Annotated in this window: 18 protein-coding genes; 7 read left to right on the top strand and 11 right to left on the bottom strand. The window is 65.9% G+C overall.

Annotated elements, in window-relative coordinates; genetic code table 11:
* Positions 1-9 precede the first annotated feature (9 nt).
* Positions 10-915: an RNA polymerase sigma factor RpoH gene (gene rpoH / locus MF607_RS08450; protein ID WP_055792879.1), complete on the top strand. Its 906-nt coding sequence runs from the start codon at positions 10-12 to the stop codon at positions 913-915.
* Positions 916-1058: 143 nt separating this feature from the next.
* Positions 1059-1784 (top strand): monofunctional biosynthetic peptidoglycan transglycosylase, encoded by a 726-nt coding sequence (gene mtgA, locus MF607_RS08445; protein ID WP_242117466.1) that lies wholly within the window; start codon positions 1059-1061, stop codon positions 1782-1784.
* Between the two features lie 44 nt (positions 1785-1828).
* Here the strand turns inward: mtgA and MF607_RS08440 are convergent, their stop codons facing one another.
* The 6 genes from MF607_RS08440 to MF607_RS08415 all read right to left on the bottom strand — a co-directional run bounded on the left by MF607_RS08440 (position 1829) and on the right by MF607_RS08415 (position 8768).
* Entirely contained in the window at positions 1829-2077 is a 249-nt protein-coding gene (locus MF607_RS08440) for a hypothetical protein (protein ID WP_242117464.1), read from the bottom strand.
* Positions 2078-2150: 73 nt separating this feature from the next.
* The gene (locus tag MF607_RS08435) at positions 2151-2474 is read right to left on the bottom strand and encodes a YbaB/EbfC family nucleoid-associated protein (RefSeq protein WP_056401092.1); all 324 of its coding nucleotides are present in this window, start codon (positions 2472-2474) and stop codon (positions 2151-2153) included.
* Entirely contained in the window at positions 2471-4111 is a 1641-nt protein-coding gene (locus MF607_RS08430) for a DNA polymerase III subunit gamma/tau (RefSeq protein ID WP_242117462.1), read from the bottom strand. The genes MF607_RS08435 and MF607_RS08430 overlap by 4 nt, the downstream gene beginning before the upstream one ends.
* Positions 4112-4288: 177 nt before the next feature.
* A complete protein-coding gene (locus MF607_RS08425) occupies positions 4289-4666 on the bottom strand; it encodes a hypothetical protein (protein WP_242117460.1) in 378 nt (125 codons plus the stop codon).
* Between the two features lie 145 nt (positions 4667-4811).
* Positions 4812-6668 carry an ABC-F family ATP-binding cassette domain-containing protein gene (locus MF607_RS08420; protein WP_242117458.1) on the bottom strand — a complete coding sequence of 619 codons (1857 nt, stop codon included), beginning with the start codon at positions 6666-6668 and terminating at the stop codon, positions 4812-4814.
* Between the two features lie 387 nt (positions 6669-7055).
* The gene (locus MF607_RS08415) at positions 7056-8768 is read right to left on the bottom strand and encodes a class I adenylate-forming enzyme family protein (protein ID WP_242117893.1); all 1713 of its coding nucleotides are present in this window, start codon (positions 8766-8768) and stop codon (positions 7056-7058) included.
* A 208-nt stretch (positions 8769-8976) separates the two neighbouring features.
* Here MF607_RS08415 and MF607_RS08410 point away from each other — a divergent pair, with 208 nt between their 5' ends.
* From MF607_RS08410 to MF607_RS08395, 4 genes are read left to right on the top strand one after another with little or no spacing between them, the layout of a single operon-like run.
* Complete coding sequence (locus MF607_RS08410) at positions 8977-11001, top strand: 3-hydroxyacyl-CoA dehydrogenase NAD-binding domain-containing protein (RefSeq protein WP_242117455.1); 2025 nt, start codon at positions 8977-8979, stop codon at positions 10999-11001.
* A complete protein-coding gene (locus MF607_RS08405) occupies positions 10998-12176 on the top strand; it encodes an acyl-CoA dehydrogenase family protein (RefSeq protein WP_242117453.1) in 1179 nt (392 codons plus the stop codon). The genes MF607_RS08410 and MF607_RS08405 overlap by 4 nt, the downstream gene beginning before the upstream one ends.
* Before the next feature lie 18 nt (positions 12177-12194).
* Complete coding sequence (locus MF607_RS08400) at positions 12195-13322, top strand: acyl-CoA dehydrogenase family protein (RefSeq protein ID WP_242117450.1); 1128 nt, start codon at positions 12195-12197, stop codon at positions 13320-13322.
* A complete protein-coding gene (locus tag MF607_RS08395) occupies positions 13322-14194 on the top strand; it encodes an acyl-CoA thioesterase (protein WP_242117448.1) in 873 nt (290 codons plus the stop codon). The genes MF607_RS08400 and MF607_RS08395 overlap by 1 nt, the downstream gene beginning before the upstream one ends.
* A 6-nt stretch (positions 14195-14200) precedes the next feature.
* Here MF607_RS08395 and MF607_RS08390 read toward each other — a convergent pair whose 3' ends face one another.
* The 4 genes from MF607_RS08390 to MF607_RS08375 all read right to left on the bottom strand — a co-directional run bounded on the left by MF607_RS08390 (position 14201) and on the right by MF607_RS08375 (position 18377).
* Positions 14201-15280, bottom strand: a complete 1080-nt coding sequence (locus tag MF607_RS08390) for a catalase family protein (RefSeq protein WP_347340870.1) — start codon at positions 15278-15280, stop codon at positions 14201-14203.
* 61 nt (positions 15281-15341) lie between these two features.
* Positions 15342-16136, bottom strand: coding sequence for an SDR family NAD(P)-dependent oxidoreductase (locus tag MF607_RS08385; protein ID WP_242117446.1), 795 nt, complete (start codon positions 16134-16136; stop codon positions 15342-15344).
* Positions 16136-17131, bottom strand: coding sequence for a phosphotransferase family protein (locus MF607_RS08380; RefSeq protein WP_242117443.1), 996 nt, complete (start codon positions 17129-17131; stop codon positions 16136-16138). Before MF607_RS08380 ends, MF607_RS08385 begins: the two co-directional genes overlap by 1 nt.
* A 1-nt stretch (position 17132) precedes the next feature.
* Positions 17133-18377: an acyl-CoA dehydrogenase family protein gene (locus MF607_RS08375; RefSeq protein ID WP_242117441.1), complete on the bottom strand. Its 1245-nt coding sequence runs from the start codon at positions 18375-18377 to the stop codon at positions 17133-17135.
* A 131-nt stretch (positions 18378-18508) separates the two neighbouring features.
* Between MF607_RS08375 and MF607_RS08370 the strand changes: the two genes are divergently transcribed.
* Positions 18509-19726: a TetR/AcrR family transcriptional regulator gene (locus tag MF607_RS08370; protein WP_242117439.1), complete on the top strand. Its 1218-nt coding sequence runs from the start codon at positions 18509-18511 to the stop codon at positions 19724-19726.
* Positions 19727-19787: 61 nt separating this feature from the next.
* On the opposite strand, the gene MF607_RS08365 is transcribed toward MF607_RS08370, so the two are convergent.
* Positions 19788-21362: a long-chain fatty acid--CoA ligase gene (locus tag MF607_RS08365; RefSeq protein ID WP_242117889.1), complete on the bottom strand. Its 1575-nt coding sequence runs from the start codon at positions 21360-21362 to the stop codon at positions 19788-19790.
* Positions 21363-21408 lie beyond the last annotated feature (46 nt).

Below are 21408 nucleotides of genomic sequence, written 5' to 3'. Positions count from 1 at the left end.
GTTTTGACGATGGCAACTGGCAGCAACGTCCCGGCGACGATCCCGGCGCTTGGCGGCGAGGCGAGCCTCAACCGCTATCTCTCCGAAATCCGCAAGTTTCCGATCCTCGCACCCGAGCAGGAGTATATGCTCGCCAAGCGGTTTCAGGAACATGGCGATCCGGAGGCGGCGGCGCAGCTCGTCACCTCGCACCTGCGTCTCGTGGCCAAGATCGCGATGGGCTATCGTGGGTATGGCTTGCCCGTCAGCGAACTGATTTCCGAAGGGAATATCGGACTGATGCAGGGCGTGAAGAAATTCGAGCCCGATCGCGGCTTCCGCCTCGCCACCTATGCGATGTGGTGGATTCGCGCCTCGATCCAGGAATTCATCCTGCGGTCGTGGTCGCTGGTAAAGATGGGCACCACCGCCGCGCAGAAGAAGCTGTTCTTCAACCTGCGCCGGATGAAGTCGAAGCTCGACGCCTTTGAGGACGGCGATTTGTCGCCTGAGCATCTGCAAAAAATCGCGACCGACCTCGGCGTTACCGAGGAGGAAGTGACCTCGATGAACCGCCGCATGGCGATGGGCGGCGACACCTCGCTCAACGTCCCGATGCGCGAGGATGGCGAGAGCCAGTGGCAGGACTGGCTGGCCGATGACAGCCCCCTGCAGGACTCGGTCGTCGCCGAGGCGCAGGAGGCCGATGTCCGCCACGGCATGCTGGTCGAGGCGATGGACGACCTCAACGATCGCGAAAAGCACATCCTCACCGAACGCCGCCTGACCGACGATCCCAAGACGCTGGAGGAACTCAGCCAGGTCTATGGCGTCAGCCGCGAACGCGTCCGCCAGATCGAGGTGCGGGCGTTCGAGAAACTGCAAAAGGCGATGATGCGCCTCGCCGGCGACCGCCGGATGCTGGCCGCCGTCTAGCCGACCGGGGCGGGCGCGCTGGCCCGCCCCCCCTTCCTCATCCCGGCGAAGGCCGGGATCCATAACCCATGTCGCCCGGGGCTTTTGCGACGACGCGCGTTGCCGACTTGCCCTTCCCCACGCACTACCGCTAGCGGTCGGCGATGGCCGCCCGCACCGCACCCCGCCCCAAACCCACTGCCGCCCGAGGCTGGACTCGCCGCCTGATCGGCTGGGCGATCAAGGGCCTGCTCGGCTTCGTGGTCCTATCGGTACTGTGGGTCCTGCTGCTCCGCTTCGTGCCCCCGCCGATCACCCTGACCATGCTCGGCGACGTGCCGACCGGCCATGGCGTCACCAAACCATGGCGCAGCCTGTCGAATATCGACCCGGACATGCCCCGCGCGGTCATCGCGGCGGAGGACAGCCGTTTCTGCGGGCATAACGGCTTCGACTATGCCGCCATCGCCAATGCCGCCCGCCGCAACGCGCAGGGCGGCCGCATCCGCGGCGGATCGACGATCAGCCAACAGACCGCAAAGAACGTCTTCCTGTGGCAAGGCGGCGGCTATTTCCGGAAAGGCATGGAGGCCTATTTCGCCGTTCTGATCGAGGCGCTGTGGGGCAAGCGGCGGATCATGGAAGTTTATCTCAACGTCGCCGAAACCGGCATCGACACCTATGGCGTCGAGGCCGGATCGCAGCGCTATTTCAAGCACGGCGCCGCCAAGCTCTCCGGCCGCGAAGCCGCGCAGATCGCCGCCGTCCTGCCGCTGCCCAAGCAGCGCGCCGGCATCGCCCCAACCGGCTTCACCCGGCGTTACGCCCGCACGATCGAACGCCGCATCGGCATCGTCCGTCGCGAGGGACTGGACCGCTGCCTGAATTGAAACGTCGCCCCGGACCGGATCCGGGGCAACGCACGATCGGTCGGTTACTTCGTCGCCCGTTCGACCGCATCGCCGGCCTTGTCCGCCGCCGAACCGACGCTCTTCGCCGCCGACGTGACCGCATTGGTCCGCGCCGTGTCGTTATTCGTGTTGTTCAGCAGGAAATAGGCACCGACGATCACCGCGATCAGCACGGCAAGGCCGATCAACAGCCCGCCGCCCGATCCACGCCGTTCGATGATCGTCGTATGCGGCGCGCCGTTGGTGGTGGTTTTGATACGATCGGGCTGCATGGTCATCCTCCCTACAAACTGATCGCTCGAAAACACCCGGCATAACCGGTTGTTCCAGCAGCGTTCCGACCGCTCAGAACGGCAGCTTGAACCCCGGGGGCAGCGGCAGGCCGCTGGTCAGCTTCGACATTTCGGTCGAGCTGGCCGCATCCGCCTTCGCCCGCGCGTCATTGAACGCCGCGACGATCAGGTCTTCGAGCATCTGCTTTTCAGACGGCTGCAACAGCGAATCGTCGATATCGACGCCGAGGATGCGCCCCTTGGCCGATGCGCGGACCTTGACCAGCCCGCCGCCCGATTGTCCGTCGACCTCGATCGTGTCGAGATTCGCCTGAGCCTTGGTCAGTTCGCTTTGCACATTCTGCGCCATGGCCATGATGTCGTCGAGATTCTTCATCGCGCGATACTCCCGTCGCTGCGTTGCCAATGATCGAGGGTGGCGTCCGGAAACGCCTGTAACGCCGCCTGTACCAGCGGTGACTGCAAAACCTGTTCGCGTTCCGAGTCCGCCTTGGCCGTTTCCTGCTCGCGTAGGGTAGGCGCTCCCGCCCCCTCGCCGATCAGAACGCGCCAATGGCTGCCGGTGATCCCTTTGAGCGCATTCTCGAGATCGCGCGCGAAATCGGCGGGCAAGGGCCGCGATCCGCTCAGTTCGATCAGCTGCGGCTCCAGCCGGATCATTCGCGCGCAATTACGAAATTGTGCCTCCAGCGAATGGCGGCCATGTTTCGACAAGAGGTTCGCGACCTGCTCCATCGTCTCGGGCACCGGGTCGACCGCGACCTCTGCCGCCGCCGGGGCGGAAGGAGCCGAAGCAGGGGCCATCGCCGGCACCTGCCCCGCCGCCAGTTGCTTCGCCAGCGTGCCCGGATCGGGCAGCGACGATGCATGGACGATGCGCAGCAACGCCATCTCGCACGCCTCGATCGGCAGCGCCGCCCGCGACACTTCCTCATGCCCCTTCAGCAGCAACTGCCACAACCGATGCAGCATCGGAAACGACAGCGCGCTCCACGCATCGAACGCCGCGCGCTCCTCGGCCGACTGGCCCGGCCCGCGATCGCCGCCGACCTTGACGATCGTCACCGCATGCACGGTTTCGAGCAACGTCCGCAGCACCGCCGCCGGATCGACGCCCAGATCATATTGCGCGCGCAACGCCCGCAGCGCCCCCGCCGCATCCGCCTTGAGCAACAAGTCGAACAGCCCCCGGATCGCGCCGCGATCGGACAGGCCCAGCATCTGCCGCACCGCGTCGGCGCGCACGCCCTCGCCTTCCAGCCCGCCATGCGCGATCGCCTGGTCGAGGATCGACAGCCCGTCGCGCGCCGACCCTTCGGCCGCGCGCGCGATCAGTTGCAGCGCCTCCGGCTCGGCCTCGACGCCCTCCGCCTCGACGACATGCGCAAAATGCCCGGCCAGCAGGTCGGCCGGAATGCGCCGCAGGTCGAAGCGCTGGCAGCGCGACAGGACCGTCACCGGCACCTTGTGCACCTCGGTCGTCGCCAGCAGGAATTTGACGTGCGCGGGCGGTTCTTCCAGCGTCTTGAGCAGCGCGTTGAACGCCGGCGTCGACATCATGTGCACTTCGTCGATGATGTAGATCTTGAAGCGCGCCGACACCGCGGCATAGCGCACCGCCTCGGTCATCTCGCGCACGCTGTCGACGCCGTTGTTCGACGCGGCGTCGATCTCGATCACGTCGATATGCCGCCCTTCGGCGATCGCGCGGCACGGCTCGCACACCCCGCACGGATCGATCGTCGGCCCACCCTGCCCGTCCGGCCCGATGCAATTGAGTGCCTTGGCGATCAGCCGCGCGGTCGACGTCTTGCCGACCCCGCGCACGCCCGTGAGCAGGAACGCATGCGCCAACCGCCCGCGCTTGATTGCGTTGCCCAGCGTCGTGACCATCGCATCCTGCCCGATCAGCTGGCTGAACGTCTGCGGCCGATATTTGCGCGCGAGCACGCGGTATGGCTGCGCGGCGGCAGGCTGGTCAGGGATGTCGAGGGCGAGGAAGGAGTCGGACATTCCTTGTGTCTTAGCGGGTGGCGGCGGCGGTGTCGCGTGTTGTGCGAGCGCTCTCTTCCTGCGCCATTCGACGGTCTCATTCGACCGGTCTGGTCGCGAACACCACTGAATCGAGCATCAAATATACTGGATACAACTTGGTCGATTACTTCACAAACCAAGGCCTCTTACAGTTTTTTAGTCTGGACTGAAAGTAAATAGCCGAACCATAAGAAAACCGCACGCGGCGATAACTCCCACCGCAGAGCATGCCAACGCAACGGTCGGCAGCGACTTGGTGTTCACCACCCAAGTCATGACAACTGAAGCCGTCAGTACGCATAGGCATGGCAACGTCATTCCAACAAACCATCGGAATTTGCCAAGCCGTTCCGCGATGTAAATCAGACCGAGGGGAAACAGTGGTAGCGCTACCCATGGACTCGTCAGGTCTTCTAAACCCGCATAATCCAGCGAGAGCCAACCGACACTCGCGATGAGCAGCAGTGCTGCCACCTTTGAACTGTTCGCGGCATTACGAACAAGAAAGCGTTGCGACGAGTCCATGATGGTCATCGATCGGGCACCCGAAACCAACCGCGTACTGCATAAGCCAAGGCTGTCCCTATTCACAACAGCGCAATCTCCACGTAGAGTTTGCTCGAACGCCTTCGAAGACGGATTGCATTCCGCCGGACGGCAGCGATGCCGTAGCCAAACCTTACGCCGCCAGCGCCTCCAACGCCTCGTTCGCCTCCATCCACTTCGTCTCCGCCACCTCGATCTCGGTATCGAGGCTCGCGCGCCGCTTCATCAGCTGCGCCATGGTCAGCTTGGCCAGCGCCGGGATCGCCTGCCCCGCCATCGCCGCGTCGAGCGCATCGCGCTGTTCGGTCAACCGCGCCAAATCGCGCTCGATCGCCTGCGCGCCCTTCTTCAGCACCTGCGCCTTTTCGCGCGCTTCGGCGGCGGCCTTGCGGTCGTTCTTCTTGTTGGCCTTGGCCGCCTTTTCCTTCGCCGAATTGCCCAAGACCAGCGCGATATAATCGTCGATGGTCCCGTCGAATTCCTTCGCGGTCCCCTCATCGACCAGCACCAGCCGATCCGCCGTCGCCTCCAGCATGTGGCGGTCGTGGCTGACCAGCAGGACGCAACCGGTATAGGCGTTGAGCGCCTGCACCAGCGCCTCGCGCGCGTCGACGTCCAAGTGGTTGGTCGGTTCGTCGAGGATCAGCATATGCGGCGCGTCGCGCGTGATGAGCGCCAACGCCAGCCGCGCGCGTTCCCCACCCGAGAGCTTGCCGACCAGCGTCGTCGCCTTATCCCCCGAAAAGCCGAACCGCCCCAGTTGCGCGCGCACGGCGGCGGGCGACGCGCCCTTCATCTGCCGCGTCATATGCTCCAGCGGCGTGTCGTCGGTGCTCAGTTCCTCCACCTGATACTGGGTGAAATAGCCGACCTTCATCTTGCCGGCTGCGTTCATGTCGCCATCCATCGGCGCCAGCTGCGCCGCAAGCAGCCGGGCGAGCGTCGTCTTGCCGTTGCCGTTCCGCCCGAGCAGCGCGATGCGATCCTCGGGATCGATCCGCAGGTTGAGCCGCTTCAAAATCGGCGTCTCGCCATAGCCGACGCTCGCCATGTCGAGCGTGATCAGTGGCGGGCGCAGTTCATCGGGATCGGGAAAGTCGAACGACAGGCTGGGGTCCTCGGCCATCGCCGCGATCGGCTTCATCTTGGCGAGGATCTTCAACCGCGACTGCGCCTGCTTGGCGGTCGAGGCGCGCGCCGAGTTCTTGGCGACATATTCCTGCAGCTTGGCCCGCTGCGCCGCCTGGTTGGCGCGCGCCGCCTCCAGCTGGGCCAGCCGTTCGGCCCGCTGCTTCTCGAACGCGTCGTAACCGCCGGGATAGAGCGTGATCTTGCCCTGATGCAGGTGCAGGATATGGTCGACGACGTTGTTCAGGAAATCGCGTTCGTGGCTGACGACGACGATCGTCGCCTTGTACCCTTTCAGGAAATCCTCCAACCACATCACCGCTTCGAGGTCAAGGTGGTTCGACGGTTCGTCGAGCAGCAGCACGTCGGGCTGGCTGAACAGCAGTGCCGCCAACGCCACGCGCATCCGCCAGCCACCCGAATAGCTCTCCAACGGCCGCTGCTGCATCTCCTCGTCGAACCCCAACCCGACCAGGATGCGCGCCGCCCGCGCCGGTGCGCCATAGGCGTCGATCGCCAGCAGCCGTTCGTGAATATCGCCCAGCCGGTCGGGATCGGTCACCGTCTCGGCATCGTGCATCAGCTTGGCGCGCTCGACATCGGCTTCCAGCACCGTATCGAACGGCGTGGCCTGTCCGGCGGGTGCTTCCTGCGCGACATAGCCCAGCCGGCTGCCACGCGGCATTTCGGCGGTGCCGGTGTCGGGCTCCAATTGCCCGGCGATCACCCGCACCAGCGTCGACTTGCCCGCGCCATTGCGGCCGATCAGCCCGACGCGGCTCCCTGGCGGCAGCGCCGCGCTGGCATTGTCGAGGATCGTCCGCCCGCCCAGGCGCACCGTGATACCGTTCAGATTGAGCATGGCCGCGCGCCTAGCATTTTTCGCCGCGTTTGCGAAGGGCGTGGCGGAACCGCTTTCCTACACGTCAGCTTCGGCGCAGGACCTGCGCCCGCCGCATGACGCGCGCGCGCTCTTTGACAACGTTCCGACGAACAAACACCACGCTGTTCCCCGCGTAAGCGAGACCTCTGCGAAACTTCTTTTCCCGTACCCCGGCGAAGGCCGGGGCCCAGTTGAGGGACGCTCGTAACTTACACGAAGGCCCTGCCGACTGGACCCCGGCCTCCGCCGGGGTACGATGGAGTTGGGCTTGAAGGCCCGGCTTTCACGAAGGCCTCGCCTGCGCGGAGGGAACGGGGGAAATGAGGCAACGCCCCCAACACACACAAAACCCCCGCAAGTGTGAACTTAGTGAACTTTGGCCGCGTCAACCGCCGCAAACATCTGGCGCAGTTCGCTTTTCACGATCTTCCCATTGGCGTTTCTTGGCAGCACCGTGTCGGAAAAACGCACCGCGACCGGCACCTTGAACGCCGCGAGCCGCGCGCGAACGAAGTCCTGCAACTCGCCCTCGCTCGCGGCACAGCCGGGGCCCAGATGCACAACCGCCACCGGCACCTCGCCCAGCACCCGATCAGGCACCCCGACCAGCGCGGCATCGGTAACGGCGGGATGCGCGTACAACACGTCCTCGACCTCGATCGAATAGATATTTTCGCCGCCGCGGATGATGATGTCCTTGGCCCGGTCGACGATGAAGCAGAAGCCTTCCTCGTCCAGCCGCGCCAGATCGCCGGTGCGGACCCATCCGTCGACGAACGTCTCGGCGGTCGCTTCGGGGCAGTTCCAGTAACCCTTCACGATCATCGGCCCGCGCGCCCATAGTTCGCCGACCTCCCCCACCGGCAGTTCGCACGTGCCGTCGGGGGCCATGATCTTCAAATCGGCGACCGGTACCGGCGGACCGCAGCTGGTCGGGCGGTTGAGATATTCCTCGGCGCTATGCTGGGTGACGGTCGCCATCGTCTCGGTCATGCCCCAGCCATTGCCGGGCATCGCGCCGAACACCTCGTGGATCCGCCGCACCAGATCGGGCGCGGACGGTGCGCCGCCATATTGCACGACCTCCAGCGACGACAGGTCATACTGGTCGCGGTCGGGATGCTCCAGCAGTTGCCACGCGATCGTCGGCACCCCGCCGGTCACCTGCACCCGCTCGCGCTCGATCAGCGCCAGCGCCTGTCCCGCGTCCCATTTGCGCATCAGCACCAGCGTCGTTCCGCTCGCCATCGCCCCCATCAGCGATGCGCTGCACGCGGTGACGTGGAAAAAGGGGATGACCAGCAACCCGACCTTGGGCTGCGGCGCGGGCGGCGGCATCTCGCCCCGCCGCAACATCGCCCGTGCGGCGATATAGGCGCTAGAGAAGATGTTGGTCGCCAGATTGCGGTGCGTACCCAACGCCCCCTTGGGCTTGCCGGTCGTACCGCTGGTGTAGAAGATCGTCGCATCGTCCTCCGGCGCGATCGCTACCGCGGGTAGGTCGACCACGGGCAGCGCCGCATAGTCGGTACAACTGCCGATAACGTCCTCCAACGCCCGCGCCGGTGCCGCCAGTGCTTCGCGCGCCCGCGCCACGATAACGCTCTCCAGCCCCGGCATGGCGCTATAGTCGCCACCCAACCGGTCATGCCGCTGCCGATCGACGATCAGCATCCGCGCGCCCGAATCATTCACTCCGAAGGCGAGTTCCTGCGGGCTCCACCATGCGTTCAGCGGTACGCAGATCGCTCCGATCGCGACGATCGCGAAGAAGGCTACCGGCCATTCGGGCATGTTGCGCATCGCCAGTGCCACCCGGTCGCCCTTGCCAATGCCGCTGTCCTGCAGATGCTTCGCCAGCGTCGCGATCGCGCGATACTGCGCCTCGTACGTCACCCGCTGATCCTCATGGATCGTTGCCAGCCGCTCGCCATGGCTGCGCGAAAAAGCGATCAGCTGCGCAAGGTTCGCCGGTGCGTTCTTCCATATCCGCGTCGGCACGCCGCGGATCGTCTCGGTCGCCATCTCGAACGGGGCGCCCGTCGCGGTCAGCGCCGCCTGCACCTGCGCCATCGACATGCGCGGCCAATCGGCCGCTACCGGAATCACCGCTTCGCCTGCCTGCAAGACACCGCTCCTGTTCAGCGACCCTAGAATATCGGGTTTGCCCGATCGATCGCCACCTTGCAGGTTGTTATTGATTATCCGGCCGGCAAAGGCAATAGAATGCGCCAAACGCGCCCCGGTTTAGAAGGACCGGTATGGCAAAAGCTGGAGAAGGCCGAACATGTCCGTGAACACCGAACGTCATGGCGACATCCTTGTAGCGATGGCCGACAACCCGCCGGTCAACGCGCTGTCCGCGTCGGTCCGGCTGGGGCTGAAGGCAGCGATCGAGGAAGCGGCGGCCGACGACTCGGTCCGCGCGATCGTCATCGCCTGCGCGGGCAAGACCTTCTTCGCCGGTGCCGACATCACCGAATTCACCAAGCCGCCGGTCGAACCGCTGCTGCCGCAACTGGTCGACATGATCGAGGCGTCGGACAAGCCGGTCGTCGCCGCGATCCACGGCACGGCGCTGGGCGGCGGCTGCGAAGTCGCGATTGGCAGCCATTACCGCATCGCCGTCCCCAGCGCCAAGCTCGGCACGCCCGAGGTCAAGCTCGGCCTGCTCCCCGGTGCCGGTGGCACGCAGCGCCTGCCCCGCCTCGCCGGGGTAGCGACCGCGCTTGAACTGGTGGCGAAGGGCGATCCGATCCCGGCGAGCAAGGCAAAGGAGGCGGGCATCGTCGACCGCCTCGCGACCGAAGGCAATCTGCTGGAGGAAGCCATCGCCTTCGCCCGCGAAGTCGCCGACATCCGCCCCCTGCCCCGCACCTCCGAAAAGTCGGTTTCGCCCGACCCGGAAGCCGTCGCCGCCTTCGAAAAGGCCAATGCGCGCCGCTTCCGTGGCTATGAAGCCCCCGCGGCCAACATCGCCTGCGTGGTGAAGGCCAGCGAAACCCCCTTTGCCGAGGGGATTGCGTTCGAGCGGCAGCAATTCATGAAGCTGATGTTCTCCGTCCAGTCGGCGGCGCAACGGCACATCTTCTTCGCCGAACGCAAGGCATCAAAGATCGACGGCATCGCCGAGGACATCGCGCTGCGCCCAATCAAGCGCATCGGCGTGATCGGCGCGGGCACGATGGGCGGCGGCATCGCCATGAACTTCCTGTCGGCAGGCATCCCCGTCACCATCGTCGAGATGCAGCAGGACGCACTCGACCGCGGCGTCGGCATCATCCGCAAGAATTACGAAGCGACCGCCGCCAAGGGCCGGATGAAGCCCGAACAGGTCGAAGCGGCGATGGGCCTGCTCACCCCGACGCTGTCGCTCGACGACCTCGCCGACGTCGATCTGGTGATCGAGGCGGTGTATGAGGAAATGTCGGTCAAGCAGGACATTTTTGGCAAGCTCGATCGCATCTGCAAACCGGGCGCGATCCTCGCGTCGAACACCAGCTATCTCGACGTCAACGTCATCGCCGCCGCGACCAAGCGCCCGCAGGACGTGCTGGGCCTCCACTTCTTCTCGCCCGCCAACGTCATGAAGCTGCTGGAGATCGTGCGCGGCGATGCCACCGCCGACGATGTGCTGGCAACCGCGATGGCGCTGTCGAAGAAAATCCGCAAGGTCGCGGTGGTCGCGGGTGTCTGTCACGGCTTCATTGGCAACCGCATGCTCGAACCGCGGCAGGTCGAGGCGATGAAACTGCTGATGGAGGGCGCGACCCCCGAACAGGTCGATCGCGTCCATGTCGAATTCGGCATGCCGATGGGTCCGTTCCAGATGGCCGATCTGGCCGGTGTCGATATCGGCTGGCACCGCGATCCCTCGCGCATCGAAAATATCCGCGACGCGCTAGCCGCCGAAGGCCGCTGGGGCCAGAAAAAGGGCGCCGGCTTCTACGATTACGACGACAAGCGCCAGGCATCGAACAGCCCGCGCGTCGCCGAGATCATCGAAGATTTTCGTACGAAGACAAACACTCCGCAACGCGAGATCACTGACGAAGAGATTATCGAGCGCACCCTCTACCCGATCGTCAATGAAGGCGCGAAGATCCTCGCCGAGGGGAAGGCGCAGCGCGCGTCCGATATCGATGTCGTCTGGATCTATGGCTATGGCTGGCCGCCCTATCGCGGCGGTCCGATGTTCTGGGCCGATACCGAAGGCGCAAAGAAGATCGTCGTCGGTCTCGAAAAGCACGGCTTCGACATCGCGCCGCTGCTGCGCGAGAAGGCGGAGACCGGCGGGCGGTTCAACAAATGAGCGACCTCGCCGCGTTCCGCGCCGACACCCGCGCATGGCTGGAGGCCAACTGTCCGCCATCGATGCGCGAACCGGTCCGTTCCGACAAGGACGTGACATGGGGCGGCCGCAATCCGAGCTACGCCAATCCCGATCAGAAGCTGTGGCTCGATCGGATGGCAGAGCGCGGCTGGACCGTCCCCGACTGGCCGACCGCCTATGGCGGCGGCGGCCTTTCGCCAGCCGAAGCGAAGATATTGCGCGGCGAAATGGCGGCAATAAACGCCCGCAACCCGCTCTATTCGTTCGGCATCTCCATGCTCGGCCCGGCGCTGCTGAAATACGGGACCGAGGAACAGAAGCAGGAACATCTGCCCAGGATCGCGCGTGGCGAAATCCGCTGGTGTCAGGGCTATAGCGAACCGGGCGCTGGCTCCGACCTTGCCGGGCTACAGACCAGCGCCGTCGCCGATGGCGACGACTTCATCGTCAACGGGCAAAAGGTGTGGACCAGCTATGCCGACAAGGCCGACTGGATCTTCTGCCTCGTCCGCACCGACCGATCGACCAAACAGGGCGGGATCAGCTTCCTGCTGTTCGACATGGCCTCGCCCGGCGTCACCACCCGCCCGATCAAGCTGATCTCCGGCAACTCGCCCTTTTGCGAGACCTTCTTCGACGATGTCCGCGTGCCGAAGGCTAATCTGGTCGGCGAACTGAACAAGGGCTGGGACGTCGCCAAGTATCTGCTCGGCCATGAACGCGAGATGATCTCGGGCATGGGGTCGACCGGCAACGGCCCGTTGATCGCGAAGGCGGTGGAGACGATCGGCACCGACGATACGGGCCGCCTCGCCGACCCGATGCTGCGCGCCGCCATCGCCACCTTCGACGTCCGCGCCCGCGCCTTCGCCGCCATGTCCGAACGCTTCCGCGACGAACTGAAGGCCGGCCGCGCCCATCCCGCGCAGCCGAGCATGATGAAATATGTCGGCACCGAACTGAACAAGACCCGCCACGAATTGCTGATGGCGGCGGGCGGTTCGGACGCGCTCGAATGGGAAGGCACCGACAGCGATCACGGCGCGGCTGCGCGCGCGTGGCTCCGGACCAAGGCGAACTCGATCGAGGGCGGTACGTCCGAAATCCAGCTCAACATCATCGCCCGCCGCATCCTCGACCTGCCGCTGCAATAACTGTCAGGAACACCACTCATGCCCCTGTTTCTGAACGAAGATCAGACGATGCTCGCCGACACCGCCCGCGAATTTCTGGGTGAAGCCGCCCCGGTTGCGCATCTGCGTCGCCTGCGCGATGCCGACGACCCGACCGGCTTCGATCGCGGTCTGTGGGCGAAGTTCGCTGAGATGGGCTTCACCGGTATGATGGTGCCCGAAAGCGCTGGCGGTCTCGGTCTCGGTCATGTCGAGGCTGGCATCGTGCTGGAGGAGATCGGTCGCAACCTGTCGCCCTCGCCTTTCCTCACTACCTCGGTCGCCGCCGTCGCCGCGCTGTCGGGCACAAGCGCCGGCGAACACTGGTTGCCGCGCATCGCTGCCGGCGAAACCATTGCCGCCCTCGCAATCGACGAGCGCGCCAAGCATGGCGACGCCGTCGCGATGCGCGCCGAACGCTCGGGCAACGGCTTCCGCCTGTCCGGCACCAAGCAGTTCGTTGCCCATGGCCATGTCGCCGACCTGGTCGTGGTAGCCGCGTGCACCGCTGGTAGTGCCGAGGATGCCGAGGGCCTCACGCTGTTCGCGCTCGCCGCCGACACCCCCGGCCTGACCGCCGATGCCCGCCGCCTGACCGACAGCAGCATCGCCGCCCGCTTGACCTTCGACAATGTCGTGGTCGATGGCGATGCGGTCGTCGGCAGCGTGGATGACGGTCGGGCCGTATTGAACCGACTGCTAAGAGCCGCGCGGTCCGGTGCAGCGGCAGAGTCGCTCGGCGTCGGCGAAGGTGCTGCTACTCGGACGCTCGACTATCTGCGTCAGCGCAAGCAGTTCGGGCAGACCATCGGCAGTTTCCAGGCGCTGCAACATCGCGCCGCGCATCTCTACGCCGAGCTTGAGGTCGCCCGCGCTGCCGTCCTGAAGGCGCAGCAGCTGCTCGACGAAGGGGCGACCGATGCCGACACCGCCGTCTCGGTCGCCAAGGCGATGGCCGGCATGGCGTCGACGCTGGCCGTGCAGGAAGCGGTGCAGATGCATGGCGGCATCGGCATGACCGACGACGCCGATATCGGCTTCTTCATGAAGCGCGCCCGCGTGCTGACCGAGATGTTCGGCGATATCGGCTATCACAGCGACCACATCGCCCGGATCGGGGGCTATTGATGGAGCCGACACCCGCCGATCTGGTCGCGGGACTGGTGAAGCTGCTCGATATCGAGGAGATCGATACCGATCTGTATCGCGGCGCTCGCAATCCGGGCGGCGTCGGCCGCGTTTTCGGCGGGCAGGTGATTGGGCAGGCGCTGCAGGCGGCGCAACGCTCGATCGGCGGGGCCAAGATCGCCCATTCGCTGCACGCTTATTTCCTGCGCCCCGGCGACGAGCAGCATCCGATCATCTACCGCGTCGTCCGCGACTTCGCCGGGCGCAGCTTCGCCAATGCCCGTGTGATCGCAATGCAGCGTGGACAGGCGATCCTGAACATGGCGGCGTCGTTCCAGTTGCCAGAGGACGGGCTGGTTCATCAGGACGCGATGCCCGACGTGCCGCCGCCCGAGGCGCTGCAATCCGACCGGGAGTTGCGCGAAGCGATGCAGGACCGCATCCCGGACAAGTTCCGTCGCTTGTTTCTGCGCGCCCGCCCAATCGAGATCCGCCCGGTCGAGGCCGACCAGCTGACCGCCCCGGGTCCCCGCGCCCCATACCAGAATGGCTGGTTCCGCGCCGTCGCGCCGCTCGGCGACGATGCGACGCTGCACCGCGCGATCCTCGCCTATGCCAGCGACATGATGCTGCTGGGCACCTCGATGCTACCGCACGGCGTCCATTGGATGATGGAGCAGGTCCAGACCGCGAGTCTCGACCATGCACTGTGGCTGCACGAACCGTTCCGCGCCGACGAGTGGCTGCTCTACACCACCGACAGCCCATGGGCCGGTCATGCACGAGGTTTCAATCGGGGCCGCATCTTCGCGCGCGACGGGCGGCTGGTGGCAAGCGTCGCCCAAGAGGGTCTGGTGCGAGTGAGGAGGTAGACGCCCTTACCCCGGCTCGTGCAGCGGACAGCCGTTGAAGCGCTCGCGATACTGCGCCGAATGGTCGTAGACCGGCTTCCGGACCCGGTTCACCCCGCCCAGCGGCTGATGCGCCGCCAGTCCGGTCCACACGCTGAACCGCAACTCTTCGTCGACCGTAGCTACCTTGTCCGCCGACCAGCTATCCTGCGGTTCGCAGCGCAGGGTCGCCACCGTCAGATACGGGCTGACCTCTTCCGGCCACGGCGTCGCGGCATCCTCGATTGGTTGCGCCTCGGGATCGCGCAGCAACTGCACGCGCACCTCCCACTCGCCCCGCAGGTTCGCTGCCGACGCTTGCAGATCTTCGCGGATCGCGTTCGGTCGCCCGTTGGTATCCACGACCACATCGGTCAGCGCGGTTAGATCGGGCGATACCGGCACCACCTGATATTTCGCGACATAGGACCCATGCCGGAACGGGGTCGCCGAGAAATAAGTCTCGCCGAGCGGATGGACGTTCTTCGAGCCGCCCATCGTCTTCAGCAAGGTGCTTTCGGTCCCGATTGCCTCCAATGCCGCCTCTGCGCCGCGCAGGACATAGGACAGTGCCTTCTTCGCCCATTCCGCCTTGTCTGTGGTCTTTGCCAGCAGCTTCAGATTGCTGGCGAACTTCGCGGGCGTCGGCGCGGCAAAGGCGGGGGCGTTGACCATCACGAAATCCTGCGTGCGCCCACCCGCACCGGGCAGGCGTTCGCCATCGACGTCCATCACCTTCCACGCAAGCCCGCGCGGCAGACCGATCGCATCGTCGAGGATATCGCCCGGATTGGTCGAAAACCGCATCCAGACCGGATACACGCCCGGCGCGGCGAACAGCCCCTGCGCCAGCTCGGGCGGCAGGTCGTCATGAACGCTTAGTTCCGCCTTCAATATGCCATGCGACTTGGCATGGACCGCCCGCACCGCCTTGCCATAATCCTTCGACGTGGTCGTCAGGATCGTGTCGAACGCCTGCTCCATTTCAGCGACCGTCTCCGCCTCGTCCGCCGCGGGCTGTTCGAGTGCGGCGGTGTAGCGCACCGGCGGTTTCAGCATGTCGGTCATGTGCGGGAGCTCCTTCATCCTCGCGCTGACAAGCATGGAAAGCCGCATTCGTTCCGGACCCTTACACGGCGGTACGCCCATAGTCCTGCCGGGTGAACGGGTGGCTCGACGACAGGCCGCCATCCACTGCCCATGCCTGCCCGTTGACATAGCTCGCCTCGCCCGAAGCGAGGAACAGGACGACACGGGCGATCTCCTCCGCCTCGCCACCGCGCCGCAGCGGGTTGAGGCGGCCGATCCGCGCTTCCTTCCCCGACTGGCGGGCGTGGTCGTAAACCATGGCCGTCATGCCCGTCTCGATCAGCCCGGGGCATACCGCATTCACCCGAACGCCCGATCCCGACAATTGCTGTGCAGCGGTCTGGACCAGATTGATGACCCCGGCCTTCGACGCGGAATAGGCCGCCCCGCCCGCGCCCGATCGCAGTCCGGCGACGCTCGCGGTACAGACGATCGCGCCGCCGCCCGCCGCCGCCATCACTGGCGCGGCATGGCGAATGGCAAGGAACGGGCCGATCAGATTGACCCGCAGGATTTCCGCCCAGTCCTCGGCGCTCTGCTCGAACAGCCCGGCCAGACCACCCGAAATTCCGGCATTGGCATGGACGACATCGATTCCGCCGAACCGGTCGACCGCCAGCGCCACCGCCCGCGCGACATCCGCATCCGCCCCGGCATCCATCGAACAGGCGACCGCGCTACCGCCCGCCGCCTCGATCAGCGCGACGGTCGCGTCCGCCCCATCCCGATCGCCGCAGACCACCCTGGCACCTTCGCGCGCGAAAGCCAGTGCGCAGGCCCGCCCGATGCCGGATCCCGCGCCGGTGACCAGCACCGACTTTCCCGCAAACCGCATCACGCCCCCACCTGTTCCGCAAAGCGCCACGCCGCCGCAGCCAATTCGGGCACCCGCTCCGCCATCCTTGCCGCCTGCGCGCTCGACGCGTTGCCGTCGCGCACCCGCTGCTTGATCCCCTGTACGATCCCGGTCAGGCGGAAGAGATTGTACGCAAAATACCAGTCGAGCCCCGGCACGCCGTCGCGTCCGGTCGCCGTGCAATATCGCGCCACGACCGCATCCATCGTCGGAATGCCGCTATCGCCGCCGCTCAAACCCGCAATGCCCGACCGGCCATCGGCGGGCGTCATCCAGTTCATCAGCAGATAGGTGAAATCGGCCAGCGGATCGCCCAGCGTCGACAGTTCCCAGTCGAGCACCGCCGCCACCTGCGCCCCGTCCTCGGCAAAGATCAGATTGTCGATCCGGTAGTCGCCATGGACGATCGCCACCCGATCCTGCGTCGGTACCGTGCGCGGCAGCCACTCGATCAGCCGCTCGACATCCGCCAGATCGTCGGTCTGGCTGGCGCGATATTGCCGGGTCCAGCGCGCCACCTGTCGCTCGAAATAATTGCCCGGCTTGCCATAGTCGCCCAGGCCGACCGCCACCGGATCGATCGCGTGCAGCGCCGCCAGCGCATCGACCATCGCCTCGTAATGCGCACGCCGCGCATCGGGGGACAGGTCGGGCATCGCCCCGTTCCAGATCGTCCGCCCCGCAACCCGCTCCATCAGGTAGAAGGGCGCGCCGATCACCGCCGCATCCTCGCACAGCCCGACCGGCCGCGGCACCGGATAGCCGGTCGGATGCAGCGCCGCGATCAGCCGATATTCGCGTTCGATCGCATGGGCGCTCGGCAGCAGCACCCCGAACGGCTTTCGCCGCAGCACATAGGAACAGGTCGGCAAATCGACCCGATAGGTCGGATTGCTCTGCCCGCCCGGATAGCGTGTCACCGCGACCGGCCGCTCCCCCAACCATGTCGTCAGACGGTCGAGATCGAGGTCCACCTCACTGCCCACCGGACACTCGCGCAAACTCCGCCCGCGCGATCGCGCGGTTATGGACTTCATCCGGCCCGTCGGCAAAGCGCAGCGTGCGGACCCCCGCCCACGCCGCCGCCAACGGGAAGTCGTCCGACACCCCGCCCCCGCCATGCGCCTGGATCGCGTCGTCGAGGATCGCCAGCGCCATGGTCGGCGCCTGCACCTTGATCATCGCGATTTCGCCCTGCGCGGCCTTGTTCCCCGCACGGTCCATCATGTCGGCGGCCTTCAGGCACAGCAGCCGCGTCATCTCGATGTCGATCCGCGCCCGCGCCACCCGCTGTTCCCAGATCGAATGATCGGCGATCCGCTTCCCGAATGCGACGCGCGATTGCAACCGCTTCGCCATCGCCTCCAGCGCCATTTCGGCCACCCCGATCGTCCGCATGCAATGGTGGATGCGCCCTGGACCCAGCCGACCCTGCGCGATCTCGAACCCGCGCCCCTCGCCCAGCAGCAGGTTGCTGGCCGGTACCCGGACCTTGTCCAGCACCACCTCGCCATGACCATGCGGAGCGTGATCATAGCCATAGACCGGCAGCATCCGCTCGATCCGCACGCCGGGCGTATCCATCGGCACCAGGATCATGCTCTGCTGCCGATGGCGCGGCGCATCGAGGTCGGTCTTGCCCATCACGATCGCGACCTTGCAGCGCGGATCACCGGTCCCCGACGACCACCATTTGCGTCCGTCGATCACATAGTCGTCGCCGTCGCGGACAATCCGGGTCTCGATATTGGTTGCGTCCGACGATGCCACTGCCGGCTCGGTCATCAGGAAGGCGGAGCGGATCATGCCCTCCATCAACGGCCGCAGCCACGCCTCCTTTTGCGCCCGCGTGCCATAGCGGTGCAGCACTTCCATATTGCCGGTGTCGGGGGCCGAGCAGTTGAACACCTCGCTCGCCCAATGCCACCGCCCCATCGCCTCGGCACACAGCGCGTATTCGAGGTTCGACAACTGGGTCCCTTCGAACGCAAAGGTCTCGTCGACCATTGGCGCGCCCGAATGCGGCGGCATGAACAGGTTCCACAGCCCTGCCGCCCGCGCCCGCTCCTTCAGCGGCTCCAGCATCTCAACCGGCGCCCAGCGATCCCCGCTTGCGACTTCGCGATGATAACCATGGTCAGCGGGCGCGACATGCTCGGCAAGGAACGCCGCGACACGGTCGCGCCAATGGGTTTCGCGTTCGCTTAGCGAAAAGTCCAAAATCCGTCTCCCGCTGCAACCTGTTTTTGCCGGTCTATGCCATACCGCATATTCGGTAAAGCGCCGATGACGTCGCGTATCGGTAAGAAAATGGACTTGGGCTCCACACCCGATCTGCTAGGGTCGCATGCATGACGACGACCGACGGGGCCACCAAACGCTATCGTGCCAAACGCGACGCCATTCTCGCGGCGGCGGCGGAGGCGATCAACGAAGCCAGTGCGAAGGGGATGACCTTCGCCGATGTCGCCCGCCGGGTCGGGCTGAACACCACCAGCGTCACCTATTATTTCAAGCGCAAGGAAGACCTTGCCGCCGCCGCCTTCGATCACACGCTCGCTTGGCTGCAGGCGTCGCTCGACGAAGCCCTGCTCGAACCCACGCCCGAGGCGCGCGTCGCGAGGTTCCTGTCGATCCATTTCGATCGCCAGCGCCGGATCGAAGCCGGCGAGGAACGCCCGGTCGCGATGCTGTCCGACCTGCGGGCGATGGAGGACCCGTTCAAGGCGCGGCTATTGTCCGGCTGGCGCGACGTCTTTCGCAAGACGCGGACCTTATGGGGCGAACCGCGCGACCGCATTGCAAAGGATATCCAGGGTGCCCGTGCGCATGTCCTGCTCGAAAACTGTTTCTGGCTGACCGTCTGGCTCGAACGCTACGAACCCGACCAATATGACCGGGTCGAGGCGCGGTTGATGGACGTGTTCCGCCACGGCCTCGCCGGCCCCGGCCAGCGCTGGACCCCGCGTCCGCTCGCGCCCGAGCAGGCCGATGCCGAACCGGCGCGCGACGCCTTCCTTCGCGCCGCCACCCGACTCATCAACGAACTCGGCTATCGCGGTGCCTCGGTCCAGCGGATCGCCTCCGAACTGAACGTGACCAAGGGGTCGTTCTACCACCATCTCGATGCCAAGGACGATCTGGTCATCGCCTGTTACCGCCGCAGTTTCGACACGATCGGCGCCGCACAGCGTGCCGCCGATCGCGACGGCGGCAGCCATTGGCAGCGTCTGTCGAGCACGCTGGCGATGCTGATCGATGCGCAGTTCACCGAACAGGGGCCGCTATTGCGCACAACCGCCCTGTCCGGCCTGCCGACGACGGTGCGACAGGCGATGGTCGACCGCTCGAACCGCATCGCCCGCCGCTTTGCCGGAACGATCAGCGACGGCATCGCCGAAGGCTCGCTGCGCCCTGTCGATCCATTGATCGCGGCGCAGGCGCTGATGGCATTGCAGAACGCGGCCTTCGACATGCGGGGCTGGGCCGCGACCATGCCGCGCGAACGGGCGGTGGGCTTCTATGCGTCGACGGTCATGACCGGGCTGTTCGCGGAGCCGGTGGTGTAGGGGCGATCCGTCGGGCAACGACATCCATGTGTCTGGGCGAACCCGTGAACAGGCCGGTCCCTTATCCCAACACCCCTTGATACGCCTCGCGCAACGCCGCCTTCTTCAACTTGCCCGTCGCGCTGTGCGGCAGGGCGTCGACGAAGATCACCCGGTCGGGCAGCCACCATTTCGCGACCTTCGTCGCCAGATGCGCCAGCACGCCTTCCGCCGTCACCTCCGCCCCCGGCCGCTTGACCACCAGCAGCACCGGCCGTTCGTCCCAGCGCGGATGGGGTACGCCGATCGCCGCCGCCTCCGCCACACCGGGGCACCCGACCGCGGCGTTCTCCAGATCGACCGAACTGATCCATTCGCCGCCCGATTTGATGACGTCCTTCGCCCGGTCGGTAATCTGCATCGTCCCGTCGGGATGCAGCATCGCCACGTCGCCGGTGTCGAACCAGCCGTCCGGCGTCAGCGCGTCCCCGGCTTCGTCGCGGAAATAGCGTTTGAGGACCCATGGCCCGCGCACCTGCAACCGGCCCGACGTCGCGCCATCACGCGGCAGGATCGCGCCATCCTCGTCGACGGTGCGCAGTTCGACGCCGAACGGCACCTTGCCCTGTCGGCACACCTGATCGACGCGCTGATCGAAGCTCAGATCGTCCCAGTCCGCCCCCGGCGCGCCCATCGTCCCGATCGGCGACGTCTCGGTCATACCCCAGGCGTGGTTGACCCGCACGCCCATCCGCATGATCCGCTCGATCATCGCGCGTGGAGCAGCCGATCCGCCGATCGTCACGACCTTCAGATGCTCGGGACTGTGGCCGGTGGCGTCCATATACTGGAACATCGCGAACCACACGGTCGGGACCCCCGCCGAATGCGTCACCCGTTCGCGGTTCATCAGGTCGCACAGCACCGCCGGTTCGTTGACCGCCGAGAACACGATCTTCGCCCCCACCGCCGGCGCGGCGAAGGGCAGTCCCCAGCCGACGGCATGGAACATCGGCACCACCGGCAGGCACACCGCGCGCTGCGACAGGTCGAATTCGTCGGGCTGCAACTCGGCAATGGCATGCAGCACGTTCGATCGGTGCGAATAGATCACGCCCTTCGGGTCACCGGTCGTGCCGCTGGTATAGCAGATCATGCAGTGGTCGCGCTCGTCGCCCTCGACCCACGCATAGTCGCCGGTTTCGGGTGCGATCAGCGCGGCAAAGCCGTCCGGCCCGTCACCGTCCATCACGATGAAATGTTCGATGCCCGACAGGCGCGGTCTCATCCGCGCGACAATGGGCGCAAACACCGCATCGTAGAGCAGCACCCGGTCGCCGGCATGGTCGGCGATATAGGCAAGCTGGTCGTCGAACAGCCGCGGATTGATCGTATGAACGATCCCGCCCATCCCGATCACCCCATACCACGCGATCAGGTGGTGGGCATGGTTCATCGCCATCGTCGCCACCCGGTCGCCCGGCTGGATGCCGAGCCGTTCCAGCGCCTGCGCCAGCCGCCGCGCGTCGCGGGCAATGCCCGCCCAGTTGGTCCGCGTCTCGCTGCCGTTCGCCCAGCGGGTGACGATCTCGCGCCCGCCATGCTCGCGTTCGGCATGATCGAGCAAGCGGGGTACTCGAAGTTCGAAATCCTGCATTCCGCCCAGCACGCGCACTCTCCTTCGCGAACGGGGCTGTACCGCC

This window comes from Sphingomonas lacusdianchii, assembly GCF_022664395.1.
In the GTDB taxonomy this organism is placed as follows: domain Bacteria; phylum Pseudomonadota; class Alphaproteobacteria; order Sphingomonadales; family Sphingomonadaceae; genus Sphingomonas; species Sphingomonas lacusdianchii.
The sequence above is the reverse complement of the archived record's forward strand: the minus strand, read 5'-3'. Positions and strand labels throughout refer to the sequence as shown.